Source organism: Bradyrhizobium sp. HKCCYLRH3097 (assembly GCF_051167875.1).
Taxonomy (GTDB): domain Bacteria; phylum Pseudomonadota; class Alphaproteobacteria; order Rhizobiales; family Xanthobacteraceae; genus Bradyrhizobium.
Map to the genome: position 1 here is coordinate 135,652 of NZ_JBNPTX010000010.1, position 23,972 is coordinate 159,623.

Consider the following 23,972-nt stretch of genomic DNA (forward strand, 5'->3'; position numbering starts at 1 on the left):
GATTGGTAGCATCAAAGAATGCATCCGCCGAGAGCATTCGCGAGGCATTCGCACGAACGAGATTCGTGCATGTCTGCTCCACCGCAGATTTGCTTCTGGATGTGGACAAGTCGCCGCCGACAACGGCCGATCCGGCGTTAGGGGCGAGATGAAGACAGCAAGAAAAGACGATAGGCTCTGTTGCGTGCTCGTGGTTGCTGCCTGCGTACAGCGCAGTGCACCATCACGAGTCCTCAGCTGACGGCAATTTCGATTGCAAAGCCAGTTTCATATATTAATATATCAGCTGAGGAAACGAAGATGTCCGGTCGACCCCCGAGGAAATTGGCCGCAGCGCCACGGCCCGTGGTCGCCCGCATGCGCCGCAATGGTCGCCCCCGCGGCGCGACAGCAGCGTCACGCATCTACACCGATCTCAGGTCGGAACTCGTGTCGCTCGTGCGCCTGCCGGGCGAACCGATTTCGGAAGCGCAGATCGCGACGGCCTATGGCGTCAGCAGGACACCGGTCCGCGAGGCCATTCTGAAACTCGCGGACGAAGGGCTGGTCGAGATCTTTCCGCAGTCCGGCATCTTCGTCTCGCGCATTCCGGTCGCAGCACTCCCCGAGACCATCATCATCCGAAAGTCTCTCGAGGAGACGACCGCACGGATGGCGGCCGAGCATGCGACATCGAGCCAGTTGCTCAACCTGCATGCGACCCTCGAACGTCAGCGCGAGGCCTGCGCCGCAAAGGATCGCGAAGCCTTCCACCAGGCGGACGAGATGTTTCACGCTGGCATCGCCGAGGTCGCCGGCTATCCCGGGATCTGGAAGCTGATCGTTCAGGTCAAGGTTCACGTCGACCGCTATCGTCGACTGACCCTGCCGCAGATCGGACGGATGGCCGAAGTGATCGCAGAGCACGAACCAATTCTCCAGGCCATCGAACGGCGCGATCCGGATCGTGCCAGGGCTGCCATGGCGAGTCATCTGGAACGCCTGCTCGACGACATCTCTGAAATTCAGACCAAGAATCCAGAGTATTTCGATCAACCAGGCTAACGAGATGATCGCATCGAACCTTGCGGCGACACGATCATTCCGTCGGAGAGACGCCATGAAAAGACGCGATTTCATCAGACTGAGCGTGGGCTTTGCGGGCGTTGCAACGCTGCCGCCGATCTCGGCCGCCCTTGCGCAATCGAAGGCGGTGTTCAAGGCATCCGACGTTCAGCCGCCGGGTTATCCGACGGTTGCAGCAACAGAAAACCTCGGCAAGAAGCTTGCAGCGGCAACCAACGGCAGGCTGTCGATCCAGATGTATCCCGCCGCTCAGCTCGGCGGCGAGAAAGAGACTATCGAGCAGACCCAGATCGGGGCGATCCAGATACTGCGGGTCAGCGCCGGCGCGCTCGGTCCGATCGTCGACGACGTCAACGTCGTCAACATGCCATTCCTGTTCAAGAGCATCGAACATTCTGAAAAGATGATGGACGGTCCGATCGGTCAGGACCTTCTGGACCGCGTCAGCGCCAATGCCAGCGCAAATCTCGTCGCACTCTGCTGGATGAATTCTGGCGCGCGCAGCATCTACAACACCAAGAAGCCCATCAGGACGGTCGAGGACGTCAAGGGGCTCAAGATCCGCGTGATCGGCAATCCCATCTTCATCGACATGATGAACGCGCTCGGCGGCAACGGCGTCGCGATGGGCTACGATCAGGTCTTCAGCGCGCTGCAGACCGGCGTGATCGACGGGGCCGAAAACAATCCGCCGAGCTACGTCTCCAGCAATCATTATACGGCCGCGAAGTACTATTCGCTCACCCAGCATCTCGTCATTCCGGAAATCCTCGTGTTCTCGAAGCGGTCCTGGGCAAACCTGTCGACCGACGACCAGACCTTGATCAAGAAGTTCGCGCGCGAAGCGCAGATGGAGGAGCGCGAACTCTGGAAGGCCTACGAGCGGGAAGCGATTGAGAAGGCCAAGGCCGGTGGCTCCGAGATCGTCGAAATCGCCGACAAGGCGCCGTTCCAGAAGGCCGTGAAGCCGGTCTGGGACAAATACGGTCCGAAGTACCAAGAAATGATCAAGCGCATTCAGGACATCGCATAGACCGCATGCTCGGTTCGGACGATCAGGAGGCTTACGATGGCCGGACTCTATCGCCGGGCGATCGATGCACTGTATCCCGCTTGCGTCATCGTGGGCGTAACGGCGCTCGTGCTGATCTCAGCCGTCATCCCTTGGGCGGTCTTCACCCGCTACGTCCAGAACGGCGCCGCTTCCTGGCCCGAAGCGATGGCCGTCCTGTTGTGCTGGTGCCACCAAGCCATAACGCCGTCCTTCACGCGCTCGCGCCCGGCGGAACGATCTCGATCAGCGCACTGTTCATGGCGGGTGTATTCCCGGGGCCACTGCTCGGCCTCTCGCTGATCCTGCTCTGCATCGTGATCGCCTATCGTGAGGGCCATCCCCCACGGCCAGCGGGTCCGGCCATCATCGGCTAGGTAGGACGCCGGAAACTGCCGCGCCGCCCCTACTCGTCTTCGTCTTGACCAGCCTCCGCCAATCCGCGTAGCGGCTCGGGGTTCAGAAGCACGATCGCCCCGTGCTCGAGGCGGACCCAGTCCCGCGCGGCCCATGCACGCAACTGCTTGTTGATGCTCTCCCGCGTCATGCCGACCATTTCGCTGATCTCCTGCTGCGTGATGGCTATGGTGCGGCTCGCGGCATCCAGCTTGCGCTTGTCGGTCAGGCCGAGCAGCGCACTGGCAAGGCGGCGGGGAAGATCCTGAAGGATGACCTGCTCGACCTGGTCGCTGGTCCAGCGCAGCCGATCGCAAAGCAGCTCGATGAACTTCATTGCCAGCACCGGCTGGCTCTTTACGAACGGCAGGAATTCGCGCCGATCGATGACCAGGATCTCGCAGTTCGTATTGGCCGTTGCATCGGCTGTACGTTCTCGTCCGTCGAGCACGGCGACTTCGCCGAATATCTCGCCGGCGCTGATCAGGTTCAGGATTGCATTGCGACCGTCGGGCGACGAGACACTGATTTTGACGGTGCCACTGATCACGGCATACAAGCTCGAGCCGGGATCGCCTTTTGAGAAGATGGTTGCACCGCGCTTGAGCGATGTCGGCTTGGCGTAGCGGCAGAGCTGATCGACCGCATCAGCCTCGAGTTCACAAAAAATCGGGTGCTGACGCAGCACCGACAGCTTGCCGTTGTTGGTAGGTCGGACGCTCGCCCGCTTTTCCTCAGCCACACCGCATCTCCCAGGCGTCCGAATACCGCCGCCCAAGGGAGAGGTCCAAAGCCGGTGGCCAAGGCCCCGCAAATGTCAGGGGACTATGGACACGCCTACAGCCACCAGCAAAGACGATCCCTCGGACTTGCGACCACCGATCCTCGATTTCATTGCACCTCGGAATACGGCAGATCGGCGGATTGTCCAGGAAAATGCGGCGAACGCTCAACGGCGAAGCCAGTGCCAATCGACGCCGGGGGCGTTTCCGCCGCCGAGACGGGGCCGGCATACATTGTGCAACGCGTGAGCGTCGTCCAGCCGCCCCGTCGGACCAGCAGCGCTACTCTTCTGAGCGCAAGATGCCGCAGTCCAAGGGCAGCCTGTACCTCACACCCGATGCCTTGTCTGTGAATCAGCCCAAAGCAGGACCGCAGCGAACCCGACAAAAACCCCCACAACTGCAAAGCTGACGATCATAGCGTCGAGCGGCATGTCTCTCTCCCCTGTTCGAGTTTGAGACACAGTTCCCTACCGGCTGCGCGACAGTCCTTGATCCAGATCAATGCAATGCGGATTTCGCCAACGATGTCAGGCAGCAGCCATTGCTTCGGCTCGCGCCGAGTCCCGAAGCGAGACGCCCCCGGGCAGGATCGCGATGATGCCCTCCCGTTCGAGCTTCGTGAACGTTCGACTGACGGTCTCGATGGTGAGCCCGAGATAGTCGGCGATATCCTGCCGACTCATCGGCAACGGTACCATGTTAGAGGGTCCCCGAAGCTCCACCAGCCGATCCCTCCAGCCAACGAGGAATGTCGCGACCTTCTCCTCGGCTGATCGGCGCCCAAGAAGTACCATGTGATCACGCGCCTGATTCAGCTCCTGCACGGCCAGTTCGTTCATCCGGCGCAGCAGATTCGGCTTGTCCTCGGCAAAGCGTCCGAACGGTCCCTTCGCGAACTGGCAGACGGTGACGGGACCAATCGCGTCAGCCGAAAATCCGTGCCGTTCCTCCGTCGTCATGCCGACGAAGTCACCGGGGAGCGCAAATCCGACGATCTGCCTGCGTCCGTCGGGGAGAAGCTTGTAGAGCCTCATGACCCCATCCAATAAATTGTAGAAGCAGGACGACGTGTCTTCCTGCGCGAAAACCGTCTCGCAGGTCGCAAAATGCGCTCGGCGGCTGAGGTGCTCGAATTCGCGCATTTCGAACTGGTCGAGCGACGCACAGACACTGAATCCCCGCACGGCACAATCGGCACAGGCCTGCCCGTGGAAATCGATTGCAACAAGAGACGTCTTCATACGGGGGCTCCGGTGGGCCAAGCGCAAAGAGAATGATTGCATTCTAACGGACGCTCGAAGTTCCGATTGATTCAAATCAAACGAACCAACAATCCGGGCCCTATCGTGGCCGCCACTCCCAACCAATGGATATCGTGAATGCAGCGGCTTGTTCTGTGCCACCTTCTCGCCGCGATTGCGTTAGCGACCCCGTCATACGCGGCGTCGACGGCGCAGCAACGCGGACAGGCTTTCGCGAAGGCCCACTGCGCACGATGTCACGCCATTGGTCGAACGGGAGATAGCCCGTTCGAACCGGCTCCTCCGTTCCGAAGCCTCCATCTCCGCTACCCGATCGAATCTTTGGGCGAAGCGCTCGCGGAGGGGATCATGACTGGTCACCCGGCCATGCCCCAATTCCAGCTTGCGCCGCCGCAGATCCACGATCTGCTCTCGTATTTGAAGAGCTTGGAATAGCCCGATCGATTCAGAGCGCCTGTATCGTCCAGGTCAGAATCGATTTGGCAATCCGGCCGAAGGCCTCATCGAAGGCGGACACGGCATCAGCAGGATCAAGCCGGGCAACGGGCTGGCTTTCGTCAAACAGCCGAGACGCGATGGCCTTGCCGTTCTTGTCGACGAGGCGAGCCGACAGGCCAATTTCCACCGCGGCGGTATCGCCATTGATCCGGAAACGGCGGACATCGATCAGCAGCTGAAAATCCGGCTGGCCCAGATCGGATGTCCGCAGCGGAGCGTGGGCCACATCGTAGTTCTCGAAGGCATCGATCAGACGTGATTGCAACAACTTGGGGATGCTGTCAGCCCACAGGAAATCACCGAACCCGGGGTAGTCCTTTGTGGGCGTGAACAGCATGCGCTGAGTCTGCAGCATCGCCACGGCCGTGGGCTCAGGTATCGAGAGCTGACCCTTGATGGTCTTGTTGACCGGCCCCAGTTCTCTTGGCGCGCTCAGATCATAGGTGACTTTCTGTGCTGGAGCACCGCCTCCCGTCATTTTCTCCAGACCCGAGACGATTCCATCGAGCTTGCCGGTATTCCGCGCGAGGCCGTCCGAGAATGTCTTGAGGTTGGCGATCGTATCTTTGAGCGGCCCGGCATTCTCCGCAAGAACTGCGTCGACACGCCGCAGGGCGTCCCGGGCGGCCTGCGTCATGCTTTGTCCGGCGCCTGGTTCTGCAATCAAGGTCGATACGGCACTCGCCGCTCCTGCAGACGCGCCGCCCTCCAGCGCGATCACCGGCACTCCGGTCAGCCCCTGAAATTCCAACCCTACTTTGGTGTCGGAGCGCACCGGGGTCGTCGACGCCACGGAAATCGTTGCGTTGACCCGACGCGGATCGTTCGGCGCCAGACCGAGCTCAGTCACCTCGCCGACCCGGATTCCGTTGAACAGAACGGCAGCCCCGACCAGCAGGCCGGGCACCGAGCCCTCGAACTGCACGTGATAGGTCGTGCGAGGCCCGAGTCCTCCGGTGTTGTTGAGCCAGTAAACGAAGCCAAAGATCGCGACGATGGCCGCCAGCACGAAGCCGCCGATTACAGCGAAGGGCGCACGGGTTTCCATCTTTCAACTCGCTTTTGGTTGCAGCATCTGGGATCGCTTGCCGTGAAAATAGGCTTTGACCCATGGATGTTCTGATCGGAGGAGGTCGCTCATAGGACCAATCGCCACGATCCTGCCATCGGCCAACGCAGCGACACGGTCGCAGACCGTGTTGAGGCTGGCGAGGTCATGGGTCACCATGAACACCGTCAATCCCAACGTCAGCTGGAGCGTCTTGATCAGGGCGTCGAAGTCGCCGGCGGAGATCGGATCGAGGCCGGAGGTCGGCTCATCAAGAAATACGATCGCCGGATCGAGAGCGAGGGCGCGCGCCAGCGCGGCGCGCTTCGTCATGCCGCCGGATAGCTCGGCTGGGAATTTATCACCGTCCTCTGCGCGAAGGCCGACCATTTCGAGCTTGGCTATCGCGATCTCATCCATCAACTCCTGCGACATCTGCAGGCTCTCGCGCAGCGGAAACTGTACGTTCTGTTTGACCGTCAGTGACGAGAACAGAGCACCCTGCTGGAACAGAATTCCCCAGCGCTTCGCTGCAGCCTGCGTCGTCCGCTCCTCGGCGCCCCCAACGGTTGTCCCCATGACCTCAATGGTCCCGCTGCGCCGAGGAATGAGTCCGATGATCGTCCGCATCAGGACGGATTTTCCGCCGCCTGACGCGCCAACCAACCCGAGAATCTCACCGCGACGAACGTCGAGCGAAAGATTGTTCAGAACGAGCTGCCGGCCGAACCCGACAACGAGATCGGTCACGCGGATCGCGCTGGACACGCCAAGATCATCCATCGCTACATTCCAATGGACGCAAAAAACACGGCGAAAAGACCATCGAGCACGATGACCAGGAAAATGGATTTCACCACGGATGTCGTAGTCTGTTGCCCCAGCGATTCGGCACTACCTTTCACACGAAGTCCCTCACTGCAGGCAACAATGCCGATCACCAGGGCCATGAACGGCGCCTTCAATATTCCCACTTCGAAGTGCGTCACCGAGATGGCATCGTGTAGCCGGGCGATGAAGATTGCCGGTCCCATGCCGCCATAGAGCTGGGCCACCAGCCCTCCTCCATACAGGCCAGCCATCGAGCCGATGAAGGCGAGAATTGGCAAGGTCAAGATCAACGCAACGATACGGGGCAGAATCAGCACCTCGACAGGATCAAGTCCCATCGTCACCAGCGCGTCGATCTCCTCGCGCATCTTCATCGATCCAAGCTCGGCCGTGTAGGCGCTTCCCGACCGCCCTGCCACCATGATCGCGACGATCAGAACGCCAAGCTCGCGCAGGACCAGAATTCCGACCATGTCGACGACGTAAGACTCGGCACCGAAACGTCGAAAATGGAAGATCCCCTGCTGGGCGATGATGGCGCCGATCAGGAATGTGATCAACACCACGATTGGAATGGCCTGCCACCCGATGCGGTACATCTGATAGACGAGGGAGGTCACGCGCAGAGATTGAGGCCGGCGCAGCGTGCGCAGCAGCGCAAAGAACAGCGCGGCCAACATGTCCAGAAACACCTTGATGTCCTGGGCGGCCCCCAGACTCGAACGACCGAGGTCGGTGAGTTTGGCGAGGATCGGGTTCAGTCTCGGTGCCGGCTCGACGACTCGTCGATTGACCTGCCGGACCTCCTCGACGAGGCCGATGTAGTTTTCTGCTACCCCGATCATCTCGACCCGACGATCGCCCGCAGCAGCCCGGCGGCCGAGCTTCTCAAGCAACCAAGCACCGACGGTATCGATTTCGCTGACGGCCCCAAGATCGAGCTTCACGGCGGTCGCGCTGTTGATGCTGTTGCCGACAGAGCTGGTCAAGCTCTCGAGCTCTGCCACGTTCAGGGACACCCATGATCCGCTCGGACGAAGCTCGAGCACATCCTCCGTCGTCGCCGCGGTCAGTCCCGGATGAGCACGCAATTGGATGTCTCCCTCAGTCGGCGTGCCGAGGCACACCCGTTCCTAAATCGCGCCGATCTGCCTCGCTTGATCTGCGTCAATCCCGTCAGCGCAACGGGTTGAGCGAAATCAAGCATCGTGCCGAGCTACGTTCTACAGTGATTTTGACGCAAGGACAAAACATGGCCATCGACCCGACGACCCTCCGGACCGAGCTGGAGAGCCTGACGCGAGAGCTAAGCCAGCTGTTGCGGGGCGCGGGTACGCCGCGTGACAACCCGGACGCGCAACCAGCCGCCGGAATGCTCGCTGCAGCGATCGAGGCGCTAGACATGCGTCTAAGCGAGACAGACGTTCAGGTGGAACGAATGATCAGGGATCGTCCGATCGTGGCGACGGCTTCGGCCTTCGCCCTCGGGCTTGCCGTTGGCCTCCTGCTGCGGAGAACTTAAGTGGATACCGAAAATGTCGTTAAACATTTACGCCTTCTCTGGCGGACGGACCGGGTCATTGCCGACATCAGGCTTCGGCACTTGCTCGTCGGGCTTGGCCTCCGGGCCTTTGCGGCGCTGATCGCCGTCTTTGGCCTCCTGATGTTCGAGCTGGCGGCTTATCTTGCATTGGTCCAGGTCACCTCCGCGGTCGTGGCAGCCGCGGCACTCGGAGCCTGCAATATCGCGATTGCGGCGATCCTGCTGATCATCGCATCCCGTGCACCGTCCGGCCGGGAACTCGAACTAGCCAACGAGATTCACTCCTCGGCGATGGACTCGCTGCAATTGGAAGCACGAGCTTTGCAGTCCCGAATCTCGAGCGTGGTCAACCATCCGCTCAACAGCCTCATTCCGCTGCTCATCGTTCCCATTGCGACGATGATCATCAGAACTCTCCGCTCGCATGGCGCTTCCGAAGGCGAGGCGGCGAGTCCGCCGTCCAATGACGACCACCATCCGACCTGAACCGATGGACCGGGTGAGAGGACACCGAAGATCTGAGCTTAGAGCCTGAGTTTGACATTGCAAAGGTCGCGCTCGGTTGGATCGGTTTTGACCTCGAAACCGAGATTCCTACACATCTCCAGCATGACGACATTCTCCTGCAGGACGTCGCCGGAGATCATCTTCAGGCCCTCCGACTTGGCGTATTCGATGATCAGCTGCATCAATGCCCAGCCGAGTCCGCGTCCCTTGAGATCCGACCGCAACAGGATCGCGTATTCCCCGCTCTCGTAGACCGAGTCGGAGTGAATCCTCACGACGCCGACCAGTTCGTTTGTCGCTTCATCGAGAGCCACAAAAGCCATCGCGCGCGCATAGTCGAGCTGCGTCAGGCGCGCGATGAACTCGTGCGTGAACTCCTTCATTGGAGCAAAGAATCGAAGACGCAGGTCTTCCGCAGTGACATGCTTGAGGAACTCATGAATGGTTGGCTCATCCTCGGGTCGGATCGGCCGCGCAAGGATCCGCCAGCCGTCCTTGACCTGGAGATGCCGTTCCCATTGGCTCGGATAGGGCCGAACGGCGAAATTCGACGGACCAGAGCCTTTGAATTTCGGCGGAACCCTGCCGACGGCGACGCGCGCATCGACGGCCATGACGCCGCTCTCGTCGGCGAGCAGCGGATTGATATCGAGTTCGCGAATCTCCGGAACGTCTGCTGCAAGCTGCGCAAGCTTGACCAGCACCAGTGCGACTGCATCGGGCTTGACCGCTGGGACATCACGATAGGCGCGCAGCAATCGTGAGACGCGCGTCCGCTCGATGAGGTTTCGCGCCAGATGGAGATCGAGCGGAGGCAGACCGAGCGCCTTGTCGTTGATGATCTCGACGGCGGTACCGCCCCTGCCGAACACGATCACGGTTCCAAAGGTCGGATCGTCGGCAATGCCCATGATCAGCTCCCTCGCCTTGGCGCGGACGATCATGGCTTGCACGATCACGCCGGAAATCCGTGCGTCGGGCCGAACGGCCTTCGCGCGGGCCATGATCTCGTTCGCGGCGTTACGCACGGCCTCGGCCGTAGTGAGATTGAGCACGACACCGCCGACGTCGGATTTGTGAATGATATCTCTCGACAAGATCTTGAGCACGACAGTTGTGCCTTGAGCGAACAACTGCTCCGCATATCCGACCGCCTCGTCGACCGAGGACGCAGCGAACGTCGGCACCATCGCAATATCATAGGCCTCCAGCAGGCGACTGATCTCGACCGGATCGAGCCAGGTCCGCCCGTCGGCGAGGGCTGTCGCTACAATTCTGCGGGCTGCCTCGACGTCGGGCGCAAAAGAGCTCGGCATGGCCGGCGGCACAGCGGCAAGCGATTCGACCACCTCCCGATGACGAACGAGATGCATGAAGCCGCGAACGGCATCATCCTCCGTTGGGTAGTTCGGAATTCCTGCCCCGCTCAAGGTCTCGATGACCGACTGCTCCGCACCGACCCATGCCGCCAGAACCGGCTTTGCCCAGCGCCGGTGTTGCTTTCGATAGGTACTGACGAACTCGGTGACAGCCGTGGCAATGGCGCTCGCGGATGCAATCGCGGTCTGAACGTTCATGACGAGAATTGCATCGTTCGCTCGATCGGCGAGCAGCGCCTCGAGCGCGAGCGTGTAGCGTGCGGCGTCGGCATCGCCGACAATGTCGACCGGGTTGGATCCGGACCAGGTCGGCGGCAGGATGGCGTCGAGTTTGTCGTGGATGACCGGCGAAAGTGCGGCAGGCACGCCTCCGAGCTCGACCAGTCGATCCACGGCGAGCACGCCGATCCCGCCGCCATTCGTGAGAATGGCGAGCCTCTTGCCCATGGGCGACTCCACCCGCCCCAGCGTTTCGGCGCAGTCGAACAACTCGCGCAGATCGGAGACCCGCAGAACGCCGGCCCGGCGAAAAGCCGCATCGTAGACGGCATCCGCTCCCGCCAGCGCGCCCGTATGTGTCGCCGCAGCTTGCGCACCGACGGCACCGCGGCCCGATTTCACAACCACAACCGGCTTGACCCTTGCCGCCGCTCGCGCCGCGGACATGAACTTTCGAGCGTCCTTGACGGCTTCGATGTAGAGCAGGATCGCGCGGGTCCCACCGTCCAGCGCGAAGTGGTCCAGTAGATCTGCGAGATCGACGTCCAACTGATCGCCGATCGAGACGATTCCAGAAAACCCAACACCGCGCTGAGCAGCCCAATCTACCATCCCCGCCGCGATAGCGCCGGACTGTGAAATGAGCGCCAGGCTGCCTGCAACCGGCATGTGCGCCGAAAAGCTCGCATTGAGCTTGATGGTCGGCATCATGATGCCGAGACAGTTCGGCCCAATGAGACGCATGCCGTATTTCTGCGCTGCCTTCTCGGCCTGGTCAGCGAGCGACCCCTCTCCATGCCCGAGACCCGAGGTAATGATCAGAGCCCCTGCCGTCCCCAACGCGCCTGCGCGATGAATGAGATCCGGGATCGAAGGGGGTGGCGTCGTGATCACCACAAGTTCCGGCACAAACGCCAATTCGGCGAGACTGCCAACGGCTGCGATGTTGGATATTTCCCGATAGCGGGAATTGACCAGGCCAAGCTTGCCCTCGAACCGCGCCTTGACGATATTGTCGAGAATGGCCTTCCCTACCGAGTTCGGTCGCGGACTCCCTCCGATCAGAGCGATGGAGCGAGGCAAAAGCAGGTTCCGCAATCGGTAGGTCGACATTTGCACGTCCAACATCAGTTGGTGAAAGGCGGGTGAATCCCGGAGATTGATCTTAGTTTCAATCCGCAGCGGGTCTAGCGCGACTTATCATCCCAGCATAGTGACGGATGCAATACCGCTCCGTTCCCCGACCGCACCTGCCGGCTCTGCTCGGTAGGCCGCAGTATTCGAACCAAGTCCTTGATGAGCATCAAACGATTGCCGGGCTGATTATCTTATTACCCTGCAAATTCGTCCGGGAGGCATCTCCGATGCGAGCGATGGTTCTGCGAAAGCCTGGAGCGCCTCTGCAGCCCGAGACACTCGCGGACCCCGATCCTGGTCCCGGTGAGATCCGCGTCAAGGTCAGGGCATGCGGTGTGTGTCGCACTGACCTGCATGTGTTCGACGGTGAGCTTCCCGACATCCGGTATCCGATCATCCCCGGACACGAGATCGTCGGTCATGTCGATCAGATTGGTCCTGGTGTGACGACGCACAGGCTCGGCGAGCGGGTCGGAATTCCATGGCTGGGGCATACATGCGGCCACTGCACGTTCTGCGCACTTGGTATGGAAAATCTCTGCGACCAGCCGACGTTTACCGGCTATACGCGCGATGGCGGCTATGCGACCCACACCGTCGTCGACGCAAATTATGCGTTCCCGCTCGGAGGTCTGGAGGACGACATCGCCACCGCACCGCTGTTGTGCGCCGGCCTGATCGGCTGGCGATCCCTGGTCATGGCAGGGAACGCCGAGAGGCTTGGCATCTACGGATTCGGCGCGGCCGGTCACATCGTTGCCCAGGTGGCCCGCTGGCAGGGGCGCCAGATCTATGCGTTCACCCGCGAGCACGACGAGGCTGCGCAGGATTTGGCGCGCCAACTTGGCGCCACATGGGCCGGAGCGGCGGGCCAGCGTCCCGATGTTGCTCTGGACGCGGCCGTCATCTACGCGCCGGCTGGCGAGCTTGTTCCGGCCGCTCTGCGGGCTGTTCGGAAGGGCGGCCGGGTGGTCTGCGCAGGTATCCATATGAGCGACATTCCGACGTTCCCGTATTCCCTCCTCTGGGGAGAACGCCAGGTGGTGTCCGTCGCCAACCTGACGCGGCAAGACGGTCTCGATTTCCTGCGAGTCGCGCAGCAGGCTCAAATACGGACCCATACGACGCCCTATCCGCTGTCCGACGCAAATGACGTTCTGGCCCGCCTGAGGCGGGGTGACGTCGTCGGCGCGGCGGTGCTCATCCCGGACTTTTGAATTGAACGTGGCAAGACCGCCCATGGCATCACCATCCGATCAGGAACTGGTCTTCTCCTTCTTGGGCAATACCGCCCGACATCCAGGTGTCCGCCGGATCGACACGCACGCGGCTTCCGTGTTTCTGATCGGCGACCGCGCTCTGAAGATCAAGCGCGCCGTTCGGCTGCCATTTCTGGACTATTCGACGCTCGATCGGCGCAAGGCCGCGTGCGTAAAGGAAATGGAGATCAATCACCCGTTTGCTCCGGACATCTATCTGCGTGTCGTCGCCATCACCAAGGCGCCAGACGGGTCATTCGATGTCGGTGGATCCGGCACTCCGGTCGAATATGCCGTCGAGATGCGTCGCTTCGATGACAGCCAGACGCTTGATCATCTTTCTCGCCGCCAGCAGTTGGACGTCGGATTGGGCGAGCGTCTGGCAGAGACGATCGCAGCGTCGCATGCAGTCGCCGTTCGGAGCTCCTCCAATCTGTGGACGGACTCCATTCCAATCTGGATCGACGCATTCGTCGCCAGCTTTCGGACAGTCTCGCGATTTGGCGAAACGGAGGTCGAAGAACTCCGCGTCCTTTGCCACTCGGCCTTCGCGCGGCTCCGCCCCCTGCTCGAGCAACGTGCAAAGGACGGGCACGTGAAACGCTGCCATGGCGACCTCCATCTGGCCAACATTGTCCTCATTGACGACAAGCCGGTGCTGTTCGACGCCATCGAGTTCGACGACCGAATAGCCACGATCGACGTCCTGTACGACCTCGCCTTTCCACTGATGGACCTCTTGCACTTCGCGCAGCCGGTCGCTGCAAGCCACCTCCTGAACCGCTACCTCTCGACCGCGGCGCCCGACCAGACCGGAGGATTGGCTGCTCTGCCTCTGTTCATGGCGATCCGGGCCGCCATCCGTGCACAAGTCTTTGTCGCAAGGTTCGACCGCCTTGATGCTGAACACTCGGACGCAGATCGCTCCGCAACGATCGAGACCGCAGAGAGCTACTTTCAACTTGCGCGCAGCCTGATTCGGCCGGCGGAGCCGAGGATGATCGCGGTCGGAGGCCTGTCGGGAACGGGGAAATCTGCGCTCGCCCGGGCTCTCGCTCCTCTCTTGGTTCCTCCACCGGGAGCAATCGTGTTGCGCAGCGACGTGTTGCGCAAGCAACTGTCTGGCGTGAAGGAAACCGAACGCCTCCCAGCTGAGGCCTATACGCCGGAATCGAGTGCACGAGTCTATCGAGAGTTGACGACGCGGGCCAGCCGCGTGCTCTCACAAGGTTTCACGGTGATCGTCGACGCCGTGTTTGCACGTTCGGATGAACGGCAGAAGATCCATGATCTCGCGAAACGGCTGAAGGTGCCCTTTGCCGGCCTCTTCCTCGTTGCAGATTTGCGCAGCCGGCAGGAGCGGATTCACCATCGAGTCGCCGATGCGTCCGATGCAACGGTCGGGGTTGCCGAGGATCAGGAACACTACGATATCGGCGGTCTCGATTGGCTCCAGGTCGATGCGTCAGGCACGGCTGAGACGACATTGGACCGAAGCCTTTCATTGCTCCGGGCCAGCGCCTAAGTCCGACGGGATGGTGCTCCTTGGCCGCAACATGCGGCGATCACGTATGCACGTAGTCGCCCGGCGCGTCTCCAAGATCATTCGAACGATCTGTCCCGACTTGCGGCGGCGCGCCCGGCGCTCCCGACTGCTGTCCGAGCCATGCTGTCCAGGCCGGCCACCACGATCCCTCCAGCTTTGGAGAGCTGCTCTGCCACTCGTCCGGCCCGAGATAAGGAGCGTCGGCAGCCTTGGTCCGCATCTGATGGGAGCGCCCCTGCTCGCCCGGCGGCGACACGATGCCGGCATTGTGGCCGCCGCTCGCGAGCACGAAAGTGACGTCAGCATCAACCTCGTAATGGACCTTGTACGTCGATTTCCAAGGCGCAACGTGATCACGCAACGTCCCGACGACGAACATCGGCGTGTGGATATCGGAGAGCGAAACAGGCTTCCCCTCGACCCGATACCGCCCCTCGGCGAGATCGTTGTTCAGGAAGAGCTTGCGCAGATATTCGGAGTGCATCCGATACGGCAGCCGCGTCGCATCTGCGTTCCATGCCATCAAGTCGCTCGGGTTTGCGCGCTCGCCGAGAAGATAGTCACGCGAGACACGAGACCAGATCAGATCGTTGGAGCGCAGCAATTGAAATGCGCCCGCCATCTGGGTGGTATCGAGATATCCACGCTCCCACATCATGTCTTCGAGAAAGGCGACCTGGCTTTCATTGATGAAGAGCGTCAGCTCTCCCGCTTCCGTGAAATCGGTCTGGGCCGCAAACAGCGTGATTGTCTTCAGACGCTGGTCACCATCCCGTGCCATGGCTGCCGCCGTGATCGAAAGAAGTGTCCCCCCGAGACAATAGCCTGCGGCATGAACCAGCGTATTCGGAATGATCGTTCCGATCATGTCCAGGGCAGCCATGACGCCCAGCGAGCGGTAGTCGTCAAACGCAAGATCCCGGTCTTCCGCTCCGGGGTTTCGCCAGGAGATCATGAAAACCGTAAAGCCCTGGTCGGTCAGGTATCGGACCAGCGAATTGTGCGGCGACAGATCCAAGATGTAATATTTCATGATCCAAGCCGGTACGATCAGGACCGGCTCTGGTCGCACCTTCTCGGTCGTCGGCATGTATTGAATCAGCTCAATCAACTGATTGCGAAGCACAACCTTGCCCGGTGCGGTCGCGACAGTCTTGCCGACGACGAACTCGCCATTGCTCGATATCTTACCCGGCTGCATCACCTGCATGATATCGGCGAGCCAGTTCTGCCAGCCGAAGATCAGGTTCTCGCCACCGCTTTGAAACGTCCTTTCCAGAACTTCCGGGTTGGTCGCTGCAAAGTTCGATGGCGCTAAAATGTCGAGCAGTTGACGAATTGAAAAGTCGACGACGGCTTCGTTGGCCGGGTCGACACCACGAATGCCGGTCGTCGCCTTGTGCCACCAATCTTCTCCGAGCAGGAACGCCTGGGCGAACAAGTTGAACGGTTGGGCCGTCCATTGCGGCTTGGAAAAGCGATGATCGTTGGCCTGCGGCCTGATCAGATCCCAAGGACCGCGATTGGGATCCGCAAAATGCAATGACCGTTCGGCAACCAGCTTCGCGCCGTTCCAGGCGTCTCGGACGATCTCGATTTGACGCTGAGGCGCAGCCGCCAGATGGCACACCCAATCCAGATACGCCATCGACAGTGCAGCCGGCGATATCCCCGCGGTGAGTCGAGCCAGCATCGCGCTGAACGCCTTGTCCAGCTCGTGGTCCTCGCGCCGAAATGCCCCGGAGCCCGCGTCGGCTTCCTGACAGAGCGACCTTGCGTTCGATGCAGCGAGCCCCCCCGCCGGCTTCAAAGAGGTCTCTACGGAGACAACGGCCTTGCTCCGGTCGTTGTCGGTTGTTCTTTCACGCTCCCGCGCCTCGAGACGCGACACACCCGCACTCTTCAGTTTCGCCACCGTTGCCCCATAAGATTCACGCTGGCATCAATCAGGCGTTGCCCGTGCTTGAAGAGTCGATCGCAATCCCGCCTGACGAAATCAATCTGATGCCGTCCACATTCCTGAACCATCGCCTGGATTCCCATCACGGAATGCACGCCAGCCAGCTTCGACACGAACTCGGCCAGCAGATGCGTCTCCGTGCGCGCGCGATCCAGCACTTCGTTGCTGGCAAACAGAATCTCCTCCATGACGATCTGCTGCGAACCAACTAGCAGCTCAAGTGCGTGCTTGTTAGAGAGAGCGACACGTTCGGACAGTTCGGCCGTTTCGTCGGCCAGAATCTTGGTCCCGGAGAACTCGGACATGGGCACCTCTCCTCTCGCTGGATCAGAATGCCTTATAGCTGCGATTCAACGCCAAGACCTTGAGCTGCGTCAATGATGGCGGCGGCATCTCCTTTGACCTGCGTCAATTCAAGACCGTCGCAGCGGGTTACTTTTTCTCAGCTTTTGACATTGGAGTTCGCCATGCGCGCCCATCAGATCATGACCCGTCCCGTCATCACTGTCACCCCTGACACTTCCATCGTGGATGCGGCAAATATCATGCTTCAACGGCACGTCAGCGGCCTTCCAGTGGTCGACCCCGGCGGAAAGCTGGTGGGCGTCGTCTCGGAAGGCGATTTCATTCGCCGAACGGAGATCGGCACTGGGCGAAAGCGCGGCCGTTGGCTGCGATTCATTCTCGGGCCCGGAAAGTCGGCCGCCGACTTCGTCCACGAGCATGGTCGCAAAGTGTCAGAGGTGATGACCAAGTCTCCCTTGACGATCACCGAAGACGCCGCGCTGGCTGAGATCGTGGAACTGATGGAAAAGAACCATGTGAAGCGATTGCCCGTGGTCAAGGGAGATCGGGTGATCGGCATCGTGTCACGTGCGAACCTGCTGCAAGCGGTCGCCGCGCTCGGGCGGCAGGTTCCGGATCCAACGGCCGACGACGATCACATCCGCAACCGCGTGATCGACGCCCTCGAGAAGAACGACTGGTGCCCGTTCGGATTGTCCGTCATCGTTAAGGACGGCATCGTTCATCTGAGCGGCGTCATTACCGAAGAGCGGTCGCGGCAGGCGGCAATCGTTGCCACCGAGAACATCTCTGGCGTCAAGAAGGTGCATGATCATCTGTGCTGGGTCGACACCATGTCGGGCATGTATCTGAACTCGCCGGAAGACGATGAGATGGCCAAAGCCGGCTGATGGCTGCTGAGGACGCTGCCGCTCTTTTTCCGCGTCCGGCACCAGTGACGATGCCTTAGGTTCCCGGATCGTTGCGTCCGAACGCCCCTACCTGACGCAGGGCTTCGATCTCCTGCTCGGTGTACCGAAGCCTGTCGCGCAGAATTGCGGCCGTATGCTCTCCCAGCCGCGGCGCCGCCGTCGGCTCGACCGTCGGTGTGAGCTCCATGGTGATTGCCGGCTCGACGTTGGGTATCGAGCCTGCCGTCGGGTGCGGAATACGACAGGTGCGGTCGCGCATCCGGACCTCGGCAGCGTTGAACGCCTGCTCGACCGTTCGAACGTGTCCAACCGGAACTCCAGCCTGGTTCATCCGAGATATCCAGACATCCATCCGTTCCGCGGCAAGGATGTCGGCGATGAGGCCGCGCAGTTGCGCACGGTTGACCCATCTCGCTCTTCGCGTGGCAAAGCGAGGATCGCTCAGGAGATCCGGACGACCAAGTACCTCCGTTGCCAACCGGCGGTAGAGTCGATCGTTGGCACATGCGATGTAGAGCGGACCATCTGACGCTTCAAAGACGCCGACCGTCGGAGAGTCGTTCGGCGAATTGCCCGTTCGCGTGGGGTTCACGCCGCTCATCAAATACGCCATTCCGGAGAAGCCCGTCATCGCCAAGGCGATGTCGAACAGCGCCACCTCGACGTGCTGCCCGCGACCGAGCCGCTGCCGGGCGGCAAGTGCCAGCAGGATGGCATTGCAGGCGGACATGCCGGTGGCCAGATCAACGATCGGAGGACCGGTCCGCACCGGCGGACCGTCGGCGAAACCGTTGAGGGACATGAACCCACTTTCCGCCTGGGTGATTGGATCGAACCCTGATCGCCACGCGAATGGACCGGAGCGTCCGTAGGCCGAGATCGAGCAATAGATCAGCCCGGGATTGGTGCTGGACAGCGTCTGATAGTCCAGCCCGAACCTCTCCATGACGGACGACGAGAAATTCTCCACGACGATGTCGGCCTTGGCGATCAGCGCGCGCGCGACGTCTCTGGCCTGCGGTACCGTGAGATCCAATACCATGCCGCGCTTGTTCCGGTTGAGGCTGAGGAACGCCGCGCTCTCTCCGCCGAGCTCGGCGTGCTCGTATGCGCGGGTATCGTCTCCCGTGAGCGGCTGCTCGATCTTGATCACCTCGGCGCCGAAATCGGCCAGCGTCTGTGTGCACGCCGGGCCTGCGACGACACGTGTGAAGTCGATCACCAGCAGACCCGCCAGCGCGGTTGGCGCGTCAGGCGGCCGTGGCGCACGCTCTGGCAGGGTGACCTCGGCCGGCATCCCAGAGTCCTTCCCGCTGCTTTGATCGTCTGAAGCGATCTTCCATTCACTGCCGGGCGCGGCTTGTCTCCAACGTCCGACAACGCATGGTTAGCTCAACGGCAGCTGCAAAAAAAGCCCGGGTCGGAGCTGTCGGGCCGGCCTAATTCTGCTGCAGCGCAACGCGATCTGCATGAGGCGTCGGTCGACAGCTCACCGCCCGATCATCTTGCGCCAATAGAGCGAGTTCCCCCAGGCCCAGGGCCGGCCCGGTTGGAACAACACATATCCGCACCGAATGAAATTGTTCGCGGAGACGATGTTGCAGGTCGTGTCCGAAACGATGCAATCCAGGCCCGAGCGACGCGCGCGCAGCTCGATCGCACGCATCAGCCGCCGCTGCAGGCCGTAACCACAGCGCTCTTGGAGAACACCAACCCTCGAAAGATAGGCTATGCCTTTGCCGAGGGATGACGGCACCATTCCGGCAAAGGCGACGGGCCGTCCGAGCTCGGTCGATATCCACCATTGTCCGCTTTCGAAATCGGGCAGAGGCGCGCAATCGAGGAATGTGCGCGCATGGAGCTCCTTCAAGGTGTCGAGGACGTCAGGCTCGCAAGCGTCGACCTCCCTGATGCGGAAGCGGCGGCCTCGCCGTGAGATCCTGGCTGGCACGGCATCACCTTCCGAGCACGACTTTGATGCCGAGCCAGATCGCACCGATCAGACCGGTCGCGATGACCGTGATGACCGCCTTGAACGTATAGCTCTGAGCCTGCTCCACGCTCTTGCGCCAGCGCCGCAGGTGCTGGAAATCGGCTCTCAGCTCCTTCCGATCCTCCTCCTCGATACCGAAGGAGGTGAGAATGGTCGCGATCGCCCTCATCACGACAGCATCGATCTCGTCGCGCTGAAGCTGGCTCTGCTTGGCCAGGGTCTCGGCGACGACGGCCGTGATTTCGTCATGGGTGATGTTCATCGCCTGATGATCCTCGCTACGTTTTCGAAGCCGCGCTTGGCAAAATAGAAGGAGATGACGAGATTCGCGGTCGTCGACGCGAAGCCCGCGAGCGGATCCGTCGAGCCGAGCCCGAGCACCTTGTCCCACACCAGCAGCTTGGCAAAGTAGATCGAGACGCAGTAGCCGATCAGCTTGTCCGGCTCGTACCAGCAGCCGATTTCCGCCGCACGCAGCCGAAGTTGCGCGTCGCTTTCGGAGACCTGCGCGGCGATCTCCGTCGCCGCGAGGTCTGCCGCGATCTTGGCATCCGCGTTGCCCGCCCTCAGCTTCGCCTGGTAGGCGTCGATCAGCCCCTTGATCACGGGCCCGCCCAGAAAGCCCAGAATGCTCATCCACATGTCACGACGCCCTCTTGAGCGAGCGCAGCCGTGCGAGAATCGTGATCAGCGAGATCGCGAGAAAAATCCGGCCCACGGCGCGGGCATCGCCCACGGCGGCGCTGATCTGATCCTTCAGGCTTGGGTCTCCAAGCGCGTCGCTGACGTTGTCGACGATCGACAACAGAAACCCGATGACAGCCAGCGCGTAACCCCAGGCGATCGTCAGCGAATGACGGCACGCGGCCTTGACTTTCGTCCACATGATGAATCCTTTCCAAAAAGCGCAGACGCGCCGCCGGCTCTCACGAGCCGCGCTCGGTGCGCTGCAGATCGTTGTGTTTTGCCCGAGACCGACGCCCGTTGGTACGCCGGCAAGAAGCAGGACGTTCCGGCGGTCAGCGATTGCCGAGAAGGCGCTTCACCAGGGCAGCAAAAAGGGCCCCAATGGAGCCCTTTGCCGGATGCCTGATGGATGCGGGAGTTGGCGCCGGAGGCCCCGTGTCGGGCGGCCACCCCGTCTCCACAAGGCCGGTCGGGAAGCTGATGGTCGCATCGATCTGCATCATGGCCTTGAGCAGCCCGGCGCACCCCGGCTGCCGGTCGACCGCCTGGGGATCGTAGACTCCGTCACGGACATACTTGCCGGCACGATATTGATCGGTTCCGGCCCAGACATAGGGAGACGGCACGCCCCGGCGCGCATAACCGAGCCCATTATACTGCTCGAGAAGCGTCAGGGCGCCGCCAATCGACCAGTCCCGCCACCGCGCCGCGTGCGGCGCGCAGTTGACGAGCGCGTCCACCGCGGCGTCCTCCCAGGAGGCGAATGGTCCTCGTCCCGCAGGCACGTGGACCGACACTCGGTCCCAGGGATCCCCCTGTGCCAGCGACCGGGACCAGCTCTGCGACGATTCGCGCTCGTGGATGACGGCGATGATCGGCCAGGGGACGCCGGTACGCTTGGTCACGGCCTGATATCGGGGCTTGGCCACAATGAGGCGTTGGGCTACGGCATCGATGTTGCGGGTGAGCCTTGCGACTTGCCATTTTTTGGCGTTCATCGGGATTAGCGTTCTGACGTCGGGCATCTGAGGTCCGAAAAATATGGTTGGATAATCTTGCGATTGAAGGGGTCGCGTGATTGTCTTCCGATACTCGCTGCAGCTTTGAGATGAGGCCTATGAATCCGAATTATCGTTATGTGTTTGATCGCGCCGTCTCAGCCTCGGGAGCCGCTAACCCGAAAGTCCTGGATTACGGCTGTGGTCGCGGAGAGGTCGTGACCTTTGGCCGGTCGATGGGGTATGAGTTTTTCGGAGTCGACCGTGATGCTCCTGCCTCGGAACGTCCCAGCCATTTTCAGCCACTTGATGGGACGCATATCCAGTTCGAGGATGCGTTTTTCGACGTGGTGATTTCGAACCAAGTTTTCGAACACGTGGCTGATCCGCCAGCCGCCTTGTCGGAGATCGCACGCGTGCTGAAACCGGGTGGGGTGTTTATCGCTCTGTTCCCATCGAAAGCGGTGTGGTTTGAAGGTCATGTAGGTGTTTATTTCGTGCACCGAATGTATCGAGACCTAGCCAAAGCCTATCTTGTGATCTGTCATCGGTTAGGATTCGGCTACTATCGCGAGGGCAAATCTGCCCGTGAGTGGGCAGACTTTATGCTCAACCAGCTCGAAACGGACGTTTTCTACCATTCGCCGGCTGATCTCAAACGATGGTGGACCAGCGCCTTCGGCAGCAATCCAGTTGCTACCGAGCACGATTTCATGCTCCACAGACTATCGTGTTCGCCGCGACTGCGTTCATTCTCGCGAATTGTCAGTGCGCCGATACTTAAGCCAATAACTTCCTTTATATGCCAAAAGCGGGCAGGCATCGTCTGGCGTACGACTAAATCACCCGCAGGATACGATTGCACAAAATCGTTGGCTGCATGATGTTGTGTGCCGCTCCACCACCGGCGTTCTGAATGCTAATTCCGCTAAGCGCAGAACTTGTGGTCAAAGTAGCCAAACTTGCGAAATTGCCCGCAACAGCGTTGACATTTCCACCAGGCGCGTAACTCTGAACGGTATGACTATGGCCGGGATCGTTCACTCCGTGAGCATGGCTCGGCATCTCACTAGTAACGAGGACGTGCGCGTCTTCGCCACCAAATCCACCAATGCTGTGGCGTACGCTAGCAAGCCCGCCACTTACTAGACGATTGGCCGTCGTTCCGCCCATGTTGTCCACGCAAGCGGTCACGCGCCCTCGAAGATCGGGAAGATTAAATGTGGTTGATCCGTCCCCCGTTCCAAACGTAGTCCCCATAAGTGCAAATAAGACGGAATAAGCCGTGCGGCTAATCGGTTGCCCATACGGAAAAACGAACGAGCTGTTCGGCGCGGTAGCCCCCCAAAACTCTAGACTCGCTCCGATCGGAACATTGTAAGGGTTGCCGAAGAACCCATGCAGATAAAAGGCGCCATCGCTATTGTTGTAAGCGGCCACATATGGAGTGCCCTGGATGATTGTGCCGGCTGGCAGCTCGATATTTGGGGCGGACCTTAGTGCTTTCGCACCAAGACTATCGACGTTTAGAGTGCACGTGCCAGTATTGGTGACGTGCGGCGTGAACGCGATGATCTGGCCGTTGAGATGCGGCAACGAATCGAATTGCTGATTGCTCGTTACGGTATAGGCTGTGCTCGTGCCGCTCGTTGCGATCGCCCCCGCGATGTCGTCGCGATATTTTGCGGTCGCGGCCATCATGGCCCGAGCGGAGTCGTTGATGCTCGACGGGACCTGTCCTTCGGACCAGTTGATCGTCGGATCGGCCGTGGCATCGGCCGAGGCGGTCTGCGACCATCGATAGAGTGTCATTCTGCTCCTCACATGAAAATGGCAGCCGCGCGGGGCTGCCGGGGACCTAGTTCTGGCTCGTCGATGCGGGCGCATCGTGGCTCGTGCCCGATGATCGATCACGCGTGCATGGCTAAGTTTCTCGCCGTAGCGTCAGATATTGCTCACAGGCACAGGACGGCGCCCTGGCGATCAGCAGATTGCGGATCACCCCCTTGGGCACTCCGGGGCTCTCTCTTGCGATCGCGTCCACGCGAGTCTGCACGGCACGCTCGATCTCACCCCGAAGCTCCTGAATCCTCTCTTCGATGGTCGGATTGCTGCGATTCTGCTTCATCGGTCTGATCCTCCTTCATCGTACGCTCCGCCGATCGGAGGCGTGCGAGCATCTTGTTCGTATGCGCCAGGGCGTTCTGTGTGCGTCTCAGGCTCTTTTCGCGCCTCGTCTCGTGGTCCGCGATGAAGCGCTTCAGATCGTGCGGCAAAAGCCTGAAGCGCTCCTTCCAGGGACCCGGCCAGGATTGCGGGGGCGATAGGTTGGCGATGTCGTCGACGACGATCGCGACCGGCTCTGCCGCTGTGGGATCAGCCAGCCCCAACGAGGCGTGAGTTCTGGAGACGTCGAGAATCGCCTCCCAGACCTGCTCGACACCCAGGCCGGCGTGTTCTCTGGCAAAGCGGGCGACCGCCGCCGGCGAGGCCGGGCAGAACGTCTCGTGCTCCCGCTCACACCAGCGTGCGAACAGCGGAGCGCGCTGCCTGCGCGCCTCGGCAAGCGCAGCCAGAACGGGGTTTGTCAT

26 protein-coding genes are annotated in these 23,972 nt (G+C 61.0%); 10 read left to right on the plus strand and 16 right to left on the minus strand.

The window, feature by feature from the left end; all coding sequences use genetic code 11:
- Window positions 1–357 precede the first annotated feature (357 nt).
- The 3 genes from ACQR0U_RS23015 (at window position 358) to ACQR0U_RS23025 (ending at window position 2,493) form a co-directional block, all read left to right on the plus strand.
- The gene (locus tag ACQR0U_RS23015; RefSeq protein WP_315713634.1) at window positions 358–1,044 is read left to right on the plus strand and encodes a GntR family transcriptional regulator; all 687 of its coding nucleotides are present in this window, start codon (window positions 358–360) and stop codon (window positions 1,042–1,044) included.
- A 55-nt stretch (window positions 1,045–1,099) separates the two neighbouring features.
- Window positions 1,100–2,098: a TRAP transporter substrate-binding protein gene (locus ACQR0U_RS23020; protein WP_316201813.1), complete on the plus strand. Its 999-nt coding sequence runs from the start codon at window positions 1,100–1,102 to the stop codon at window positions 2,096–2,098.
- Window positions 2,099–2,298: 200 nt separating this feature from the next.
- Window positions 2,299–2,493 carry a TRAP transporter large permease subunit gene (locus ACQR0U_RS23025; protein ID WP_434872263.1) on the plus strand — a complete coding sequence of 65 codons (195 nt, stop codon included), beginning with the start codon at window positions 2,299–2,301 and terminating at the stop codon, window positions 2,491–2,493.
- Window positions 2,494–2,522: 29 nt separating this feature from the next.
- Here ACQR0U_RS23025 and ACQR0U_RS23030 read toward each other — a convergent pair whose 3' ends face one another.
- Together ACQR0U_RS23030 and ACQR0U_RS23035 are read right to left on the minus strand one after the other, a co-directional pair.
- Window positions 2,523–3,254, minus strand: coding sequence for a Crp/Fnr family transcriptional regulator (locus ACQR0U_RS23030; protein WP_315753521.1), 732 nt, complete (start codon window positions 3,252–3,254; stop codon window positions 2,523–2,525).
- Between the two features lie 570 nt (window positions 3,255–3,824).
- Window positions 3,825–4,538 carry a helix-turn-helix domain-containing protein gene (locus ACQR0U_RS23035; protein ID WP_315712941.1) on the minus strand — a complete coding sequence of 238 codons (714 nt, stop codon included), beginning with the start codon at window positions 4,536–4,538 and terminating at the stop codon, window positions 3,825–3,827.
- Window positions 4,539–4,676: 138 nt separating this feature from the next.
- Between ACQR0U_RS23035 and ACQR0U_RS23040 the strand changes: the two genes are divergently transcribed.
- Window positions 4,677–4,994: a c-type cytochrome gene (locus tag ACQR0U_RS23040; RefSeq protein WP_315712942.1), complete on the plus strand. Its 318-nt coding sequence runs from the start codon at window positions 4,677–4,679 to the stop codon at window positions 4,992–4,994.
- A gap of 10 nt (window positions 4,995–5,004) precedes the next feature.
- Here the strand turns inward: ACQR0U_RS23040 and ACQR0U_RS23045 are convergent, their stop codons facing one another.
- Genes ACQR0U_RS23045 through ACQR0U_RS23055 form a run of 3 tightly spaced genes read right to left on the minus strand, consistent with a single transcriptional unit; the run spans window position 5,005 to window position 8,027 of the window.
- A complete protein-coding gene (locus ACQR0U_RS23045; protein WP_316201812.1) occupies window positions 5,005–6,105 on the minus strand; it encodes an ABC-type transport auxiliary lipoprotein family protein in 1,101 nt (366 codons plus the stop codon).
- A 3-nt stretch (window positions 6,106–6,108) separates the two neighbouring features.
- Entirely contained in the window at window positions 6,109–6,888 is a 780-nt protein-coding gene (locus tag ACQR0U_RS23050; protein WP_315712944.1) for an ABC transporter ATP-binding protein, read from the minus strand.
- Window positions 6,889–6,890: 2 nt separating this feature from the next.
- Window positions 6,891–8,027: an MlaE family ABC transporter permease gene (locus ACQR0U_RS23055; protein ID WP_316169724.1), complete on the minus strand. Its 1,137-nt coding sequence runs from the start codon at window positions 8,025–8,027 to the stop codon at window positions 6,891–6,893.
- A 161-nt stretch (window positions 8,028–8,188) separates the two neighbouring features.
- On the opposite strand from ACQR0U_RS23055, the gene ACQR0U_RS23060 reads away from it, so the two are divergent.
- Together ACQR0U_RS23060 and ACQR0U_RS23065 are read left to right on the plus strand one after the other, a co-directional pair.
- Window positions 8,189–8,458, plus strand: a complete 270-nt coding sequence (locus tag ACQR0U_RS23060) for a hypothetical protein (RefSeq protein WP_316169725.1) — start codon at window positions 8,189–8,191, stop codon at window positions 8,456–8,458.
- A complete protein-coding gene (locus ACQR0U_RS23065) occupies window positions 8,459–8,965 on the plus strand; it encodes a phage holin family protein (RefSeq protein WP_315712946.1) in 507 nt (168 codons plus the stop codon).
- 38 nt (window positions 8,966–9,003) lie between these two features.
- Here the strand turns inward: ACQR0U_RS23065 and ACQR0U_RS23070 are convergent, their stop codons facing one another.
- Window positions 9,004–11,697, minus strand: coding sequence for a bifunctional acetate--CoA ligase family protein/GNAT family N-acetyltransferase (locus ACQR0U_RS23070; protein WP_316169726.1), 2,694 nt, complete (start codon window positions 11,695–11,697; stop codon window positions 9,004–9,006).
- Between the two features lie 251 nt (window positions 11,698–11,948).
- On the opposite strand from ACQR0U_RS23070, the gene ACQR0U_RS23075 reads away from it, so the two are divergent.
- Window positions 11,949–12,938, plus strand: a complete 990-nt coding sequence (locus ACQR0U_RS23075; RefSeq protein ID WP_315825129.1) for a zinc-dependent alcohol dehydrogenase family protein — start codon at window positions 11,949–11,951, stop codon at window positions 12,936–12,938.
- Between the two features lie 22 nt (window positions 12,939–12,960).
- Complete coding sequence (locus ACQR0U_RS23080; RefSeq protein WP_434843993.1) at window positions 12,961–14,505, plus strand: AAA family ATPase; 1,545 nt, start codon at window positions 12,961–12,963, stop codon at window positions 14,503–14,505.
- A gap of 40 nt (window positions 14,506–14,545) precedes the next feature.
- Here the strand turns inward: ACQR0U_RS23080 and ACQR0U_RS23085 are convergent, their stop codons facing one another.
- Together ACQR0U_RS23085 and ACQR0U_RS23090 are read right to left on the minus strand one after the other, a co-directional pair.
- Window positions 14,546–16,219, minus strand: a complete 1,674-nt coding sequence (locus ACQR0U_RS23085) for a PHA/PHB synthase family protein (protein ID WP_434844004.1) — start codon at window positions 16,217–16,219, stop codon at window positions 14,546–14,548.
- A gap of 209 nt (window positions 16,220–16,428) precedes the next feature.
- Window positions 16,429–16,791, minus strand: a complete 363-nt coding sequence (locus ACQR0U_RS23090; RefSeq protein ID WP_434843994.1) for a hypothetical protein — start codon at window positions 16,789–16,791, stop codon at window positions 16,429–16,431.
- Window positions 16,792–16,953: 162 nt separating this feature from the next.
- Here ACQR0U_RS23090 and ACQR0U_RS23095 point away from each other — a divergent pair, with 162 nt between their 5' ends.
- On the plus strand, window positions 16,954–17,682 hold the full coding sequence (locus tag ACQR0U_RS23095; RefSeq protein ID WP_315753506.1) for a CBS domain-containing protein: 729 nt from the start codon (window positions 16,954–16,956) through the stop codon (window positions 17,680–17,682).
- 55 nt (window positions 17,683–17,737) lie between these two features.
- On the opposite strand, the gene ACQR0U_RS23100 is transcribed toward ACQR0U_RS23095, so the two are convergent.
- From ACQR0U_RS23100 to ACQR0U_RS23125, 6 genes are all read right to left on the minus strand, one after another.
- Window positions 17,738–19,000, minus strand: a complete 1,263-nt coding sequence (locus ACQR0U_RS23100; RefSeq protein ID WP_434843995.1) for a CaiB/BaiF CoA transferase family protein — start codon at window positions 18,998–19,000, stop codon at window positions 17,738–17,740.
- Window positions 19,001–19,192: 192 nt separating this feature from the next.
- Window positions 19,193–19,654: a GNAT family N-acetyltransferase gene (locus tag ACQR0U_RS23105; RefSeq protein ID WP_315712959.1), complete on the minus strand. Its 462-nt coding sequence runs from the start codon at window positions 19,652–19,654 to the stop codon at window positions 19,193–19,195.
- Between the two features lie 4 nt (window positions 19,655–19,658).
- Window positions 19,659–19,958 (minus strand): hypothetical protein, encoded by a 300-nt coding sequence (locus ACQR0U_RS23110; protein WP_316216926.1) that lies wholly within the window; start codon window positions 19,956–19,958, stop codon window positions 19,659–19,661.
- Complete coding sequence (locus ACQR0U_RS23115) at window positions 19,955–20,338, minus strand: hypothetical protein (protein ID WP_315739049.1); 384 nt, start codon at window positions 20,336–20,338, stop codon at window positions 19,955–19,957. The genes ACQR0U_RS23110 and ACQR0U_RS23115 overlap by 4 nt, the downstream gene beginning before the upstream one ends.
- Before the next feature lies 1 nt (window position 20,339).
- Complete coding sequence (locus ACQR0U_RS23120) at window positions 20,340–20,582, minus strand: hypothetical protein (RefSeq protein ID WP_434872264.1); 243 nt, start codon at window positions 20,580–20,582, stop codon at window positions 20,340–20,342.
- A 133-nt stretch (window positions 20,583–20,715) separates the two neighbouring features.
- Window positions 20,716–21,408, minus strand: coding sequence for a hypothetical protein (locus tag ACQR0U_RS23125; protein ID WP_434872265.1), 693 nt, complete (start codon window positions 21,406–21,408; stop codon window positions 20,716–20,718).
- A gap of 92 nt (window positions 21,409–21,500) precedes the next feature.
- Between ACQR0U_RS23125 and ACQR0U_RS23130 the strand changes: the two genes are divergently transcribed.
- Window positions 21,501–22,265, plus strand: a complete 765-nt coding sequence (locus ACQR0U_RS23130) for a methyltransferase domain-containing protein (RefSeq protein ID WP_434872266.1) — start codon at window positions 21,501–21,503, stop codon at window positions 22,263–22,265.
- Here ACQR0U_RS23130 and ACQR0U_RS23135 read toward each other — a convergent pair.
- Window positions 22,219–23,193 (minus strand): phage tail protein, encoded by a 975-nt coding sequence (locus tag ACQR0U_RS23135; RefSeq protein ID WP_434872267.1) that lies wholly within the window; start codon window positions 23,191–23,193, stop codon window positions 22,219–22,221. The genes ACQR0U_RS23130 and ACQR0U_RS23135 overlap by 47 nt on opposite strands.
- A gap of 257 nt (window positions 23,194–23,450) precedes the next feature.
- Window positions 23,451–23,972 (minus strand): hypothetical protein, encoded by a 522-nt coding sequence (locus ACQR0U_RS23140; protein WP_434872268.1) that lies wholly within the window; start codon window positions 23,970–23,972, stop codon window positions 23,451–23,453.

Coding starts and splice junctions, on each gene's coding strand:
- ACQR0U_RS23080 (WP_434843993.1), top strand. CDS start 12,961: ATGGCATCACCATCCGATCAGGAACTGGTCTTCTCCTTCTTGGGCAAT.
- ACQR0U_RS23090 (WP_434843994.1), bottom strand. CDS start 16,791: ATGTCCGAGTTCTCCGGGACCAAGATTCTGGCCGACGAAACGGCCGAA.
- ACQR0U_RS23075 (WP_315825129.1), top strand. CDS start 11,949: ATGCGAGCGATGGTTCTGCGAAAGCCTGGAGCGCCTCTGCAGCCCGAG.
- ACQR0U_RS23015 (WP_315713634.1), top strand. CDS start 358: ATGCGCCGCAATGGTCGCCCCCGCGGCGCGACAGCAGCGTCACGCATC.
- ACQR0U_RS23060 (WP_316169725.1), top strand. CDS start 8,189: ATGGCCATCGACCCGACGACCCTCCGGACCGAGCTGGAGAGCCTGACG.
- ACQR0U_RS23125 (WP_434872265.1), bottom strand. CDS start 21,408: ATGCCCGACGTCAGAACGCTAATCCCGATGAACGCCAAAAAATGGCAA.
- ACQR0U_RS23020 (WP_316201813.1), top strand. CDS start 1,100: ATGAAAAGACGCGATTTCATCAGACTGAGCGTGGGCTTTGCGGGCGTT.
- ACQR0U_RS23095 (WP_315753506.1), top strand. CDS start 16,954: ATGCGCGCCCATCAGATCATGACCCGTCCCGTCATCACTGTCACCCCT.
- ACQR0U_RS23040 (WP_315712942.1), top strand. CDS start 4,677: ATGCAGCGGCTTGTTCTGTGCCACCTTCTCGCCGCGATTGCGTTAGCG.
- ACQR0U_RS23120 (WP_434872264.1), bottom strand. CDS start 20,582: ATGTGGACGAAAGTCAAGGCCGCGTGCCGTCATTCGCTGACGATCGCC.
- ACQR0U_RS23050 (WP_315712944.1), bottom strand. CDS start 6,888: ATGGATGATCTTGGCGTGTCCAGCGCGATCCGCGTGACCGATCTCGTT.
- ACQR0U_RS23085 (WP_434844004.1), bottom strand. CDS start 16,219: ATGCTGGCTCGACTCACCGCGGGGATATCGCCGGCTGCACTGTCGATG.
- ACQR0U_RS23110 (WP_316216926.1), bottom strand. CDS start 19,958: ATGAACATCACCCATGACGAAATCACGGCCGTCGTCGCCGAGACCCTG.
- ACQR0U_RS23135 (WP_434872267.1), bottom strand. CDS start 23,193: ATGACACTCTATCGATGGTCGCAGACCGCCTCGGCCGATGCCACGGCC.
- ACQR0U_RS23070 (WP_316169726.1), bottom strand. CDS start 11,697: ATGTCGACCTACCGATTGCGGAACCTGCTTTTGCCTCGCTCCATCGCT.
- ACQR0U_RS23100 (WP_434843995.1), bottom strand. CDS start 19,000: ATGCCGGCCGAGGTCACCCTGCCAGAGCGTGCGCCACGGCCGCCTGAC.
- ACQR0U_RS23045 (WP_316201812.1), bottom strand. CDS start 6,105: ATGGAAACCCGTGCGCCCTTCGCTGTAATCGGCGGCTTCGTGCTGGCG.
- ACQR0U_RS23115 (WP_315739049.1), bottom strand. CDS start 20,338: ATGTGGATGAGCATTCTGGGCTTTCTGGGCGGGCCCGTGATCAAGGGG.
- ACQR0U_RS23130 (WP_434872266.1), top strand. CDS start 21,501: ATGAATCCGAATTATCGTTATGTGTTTGATCGCGCCGTCTCAGCCTCG.
- ACQR0U_RS23140 (WP_434872268.1), bottom strand. CDS start 23,972: ATGACAAACCCCGTTCTGGCTGCGCTTGCCGAGGCGCGCAGGCAGCGC.
- ACQR0U_RS23035 (WP_315712941.1), bottom strand. CDS start 4,538: ATGAAGACGTCTCTTGTTGCAATCGATTTCCACGGGCAGGCCTGTGCC.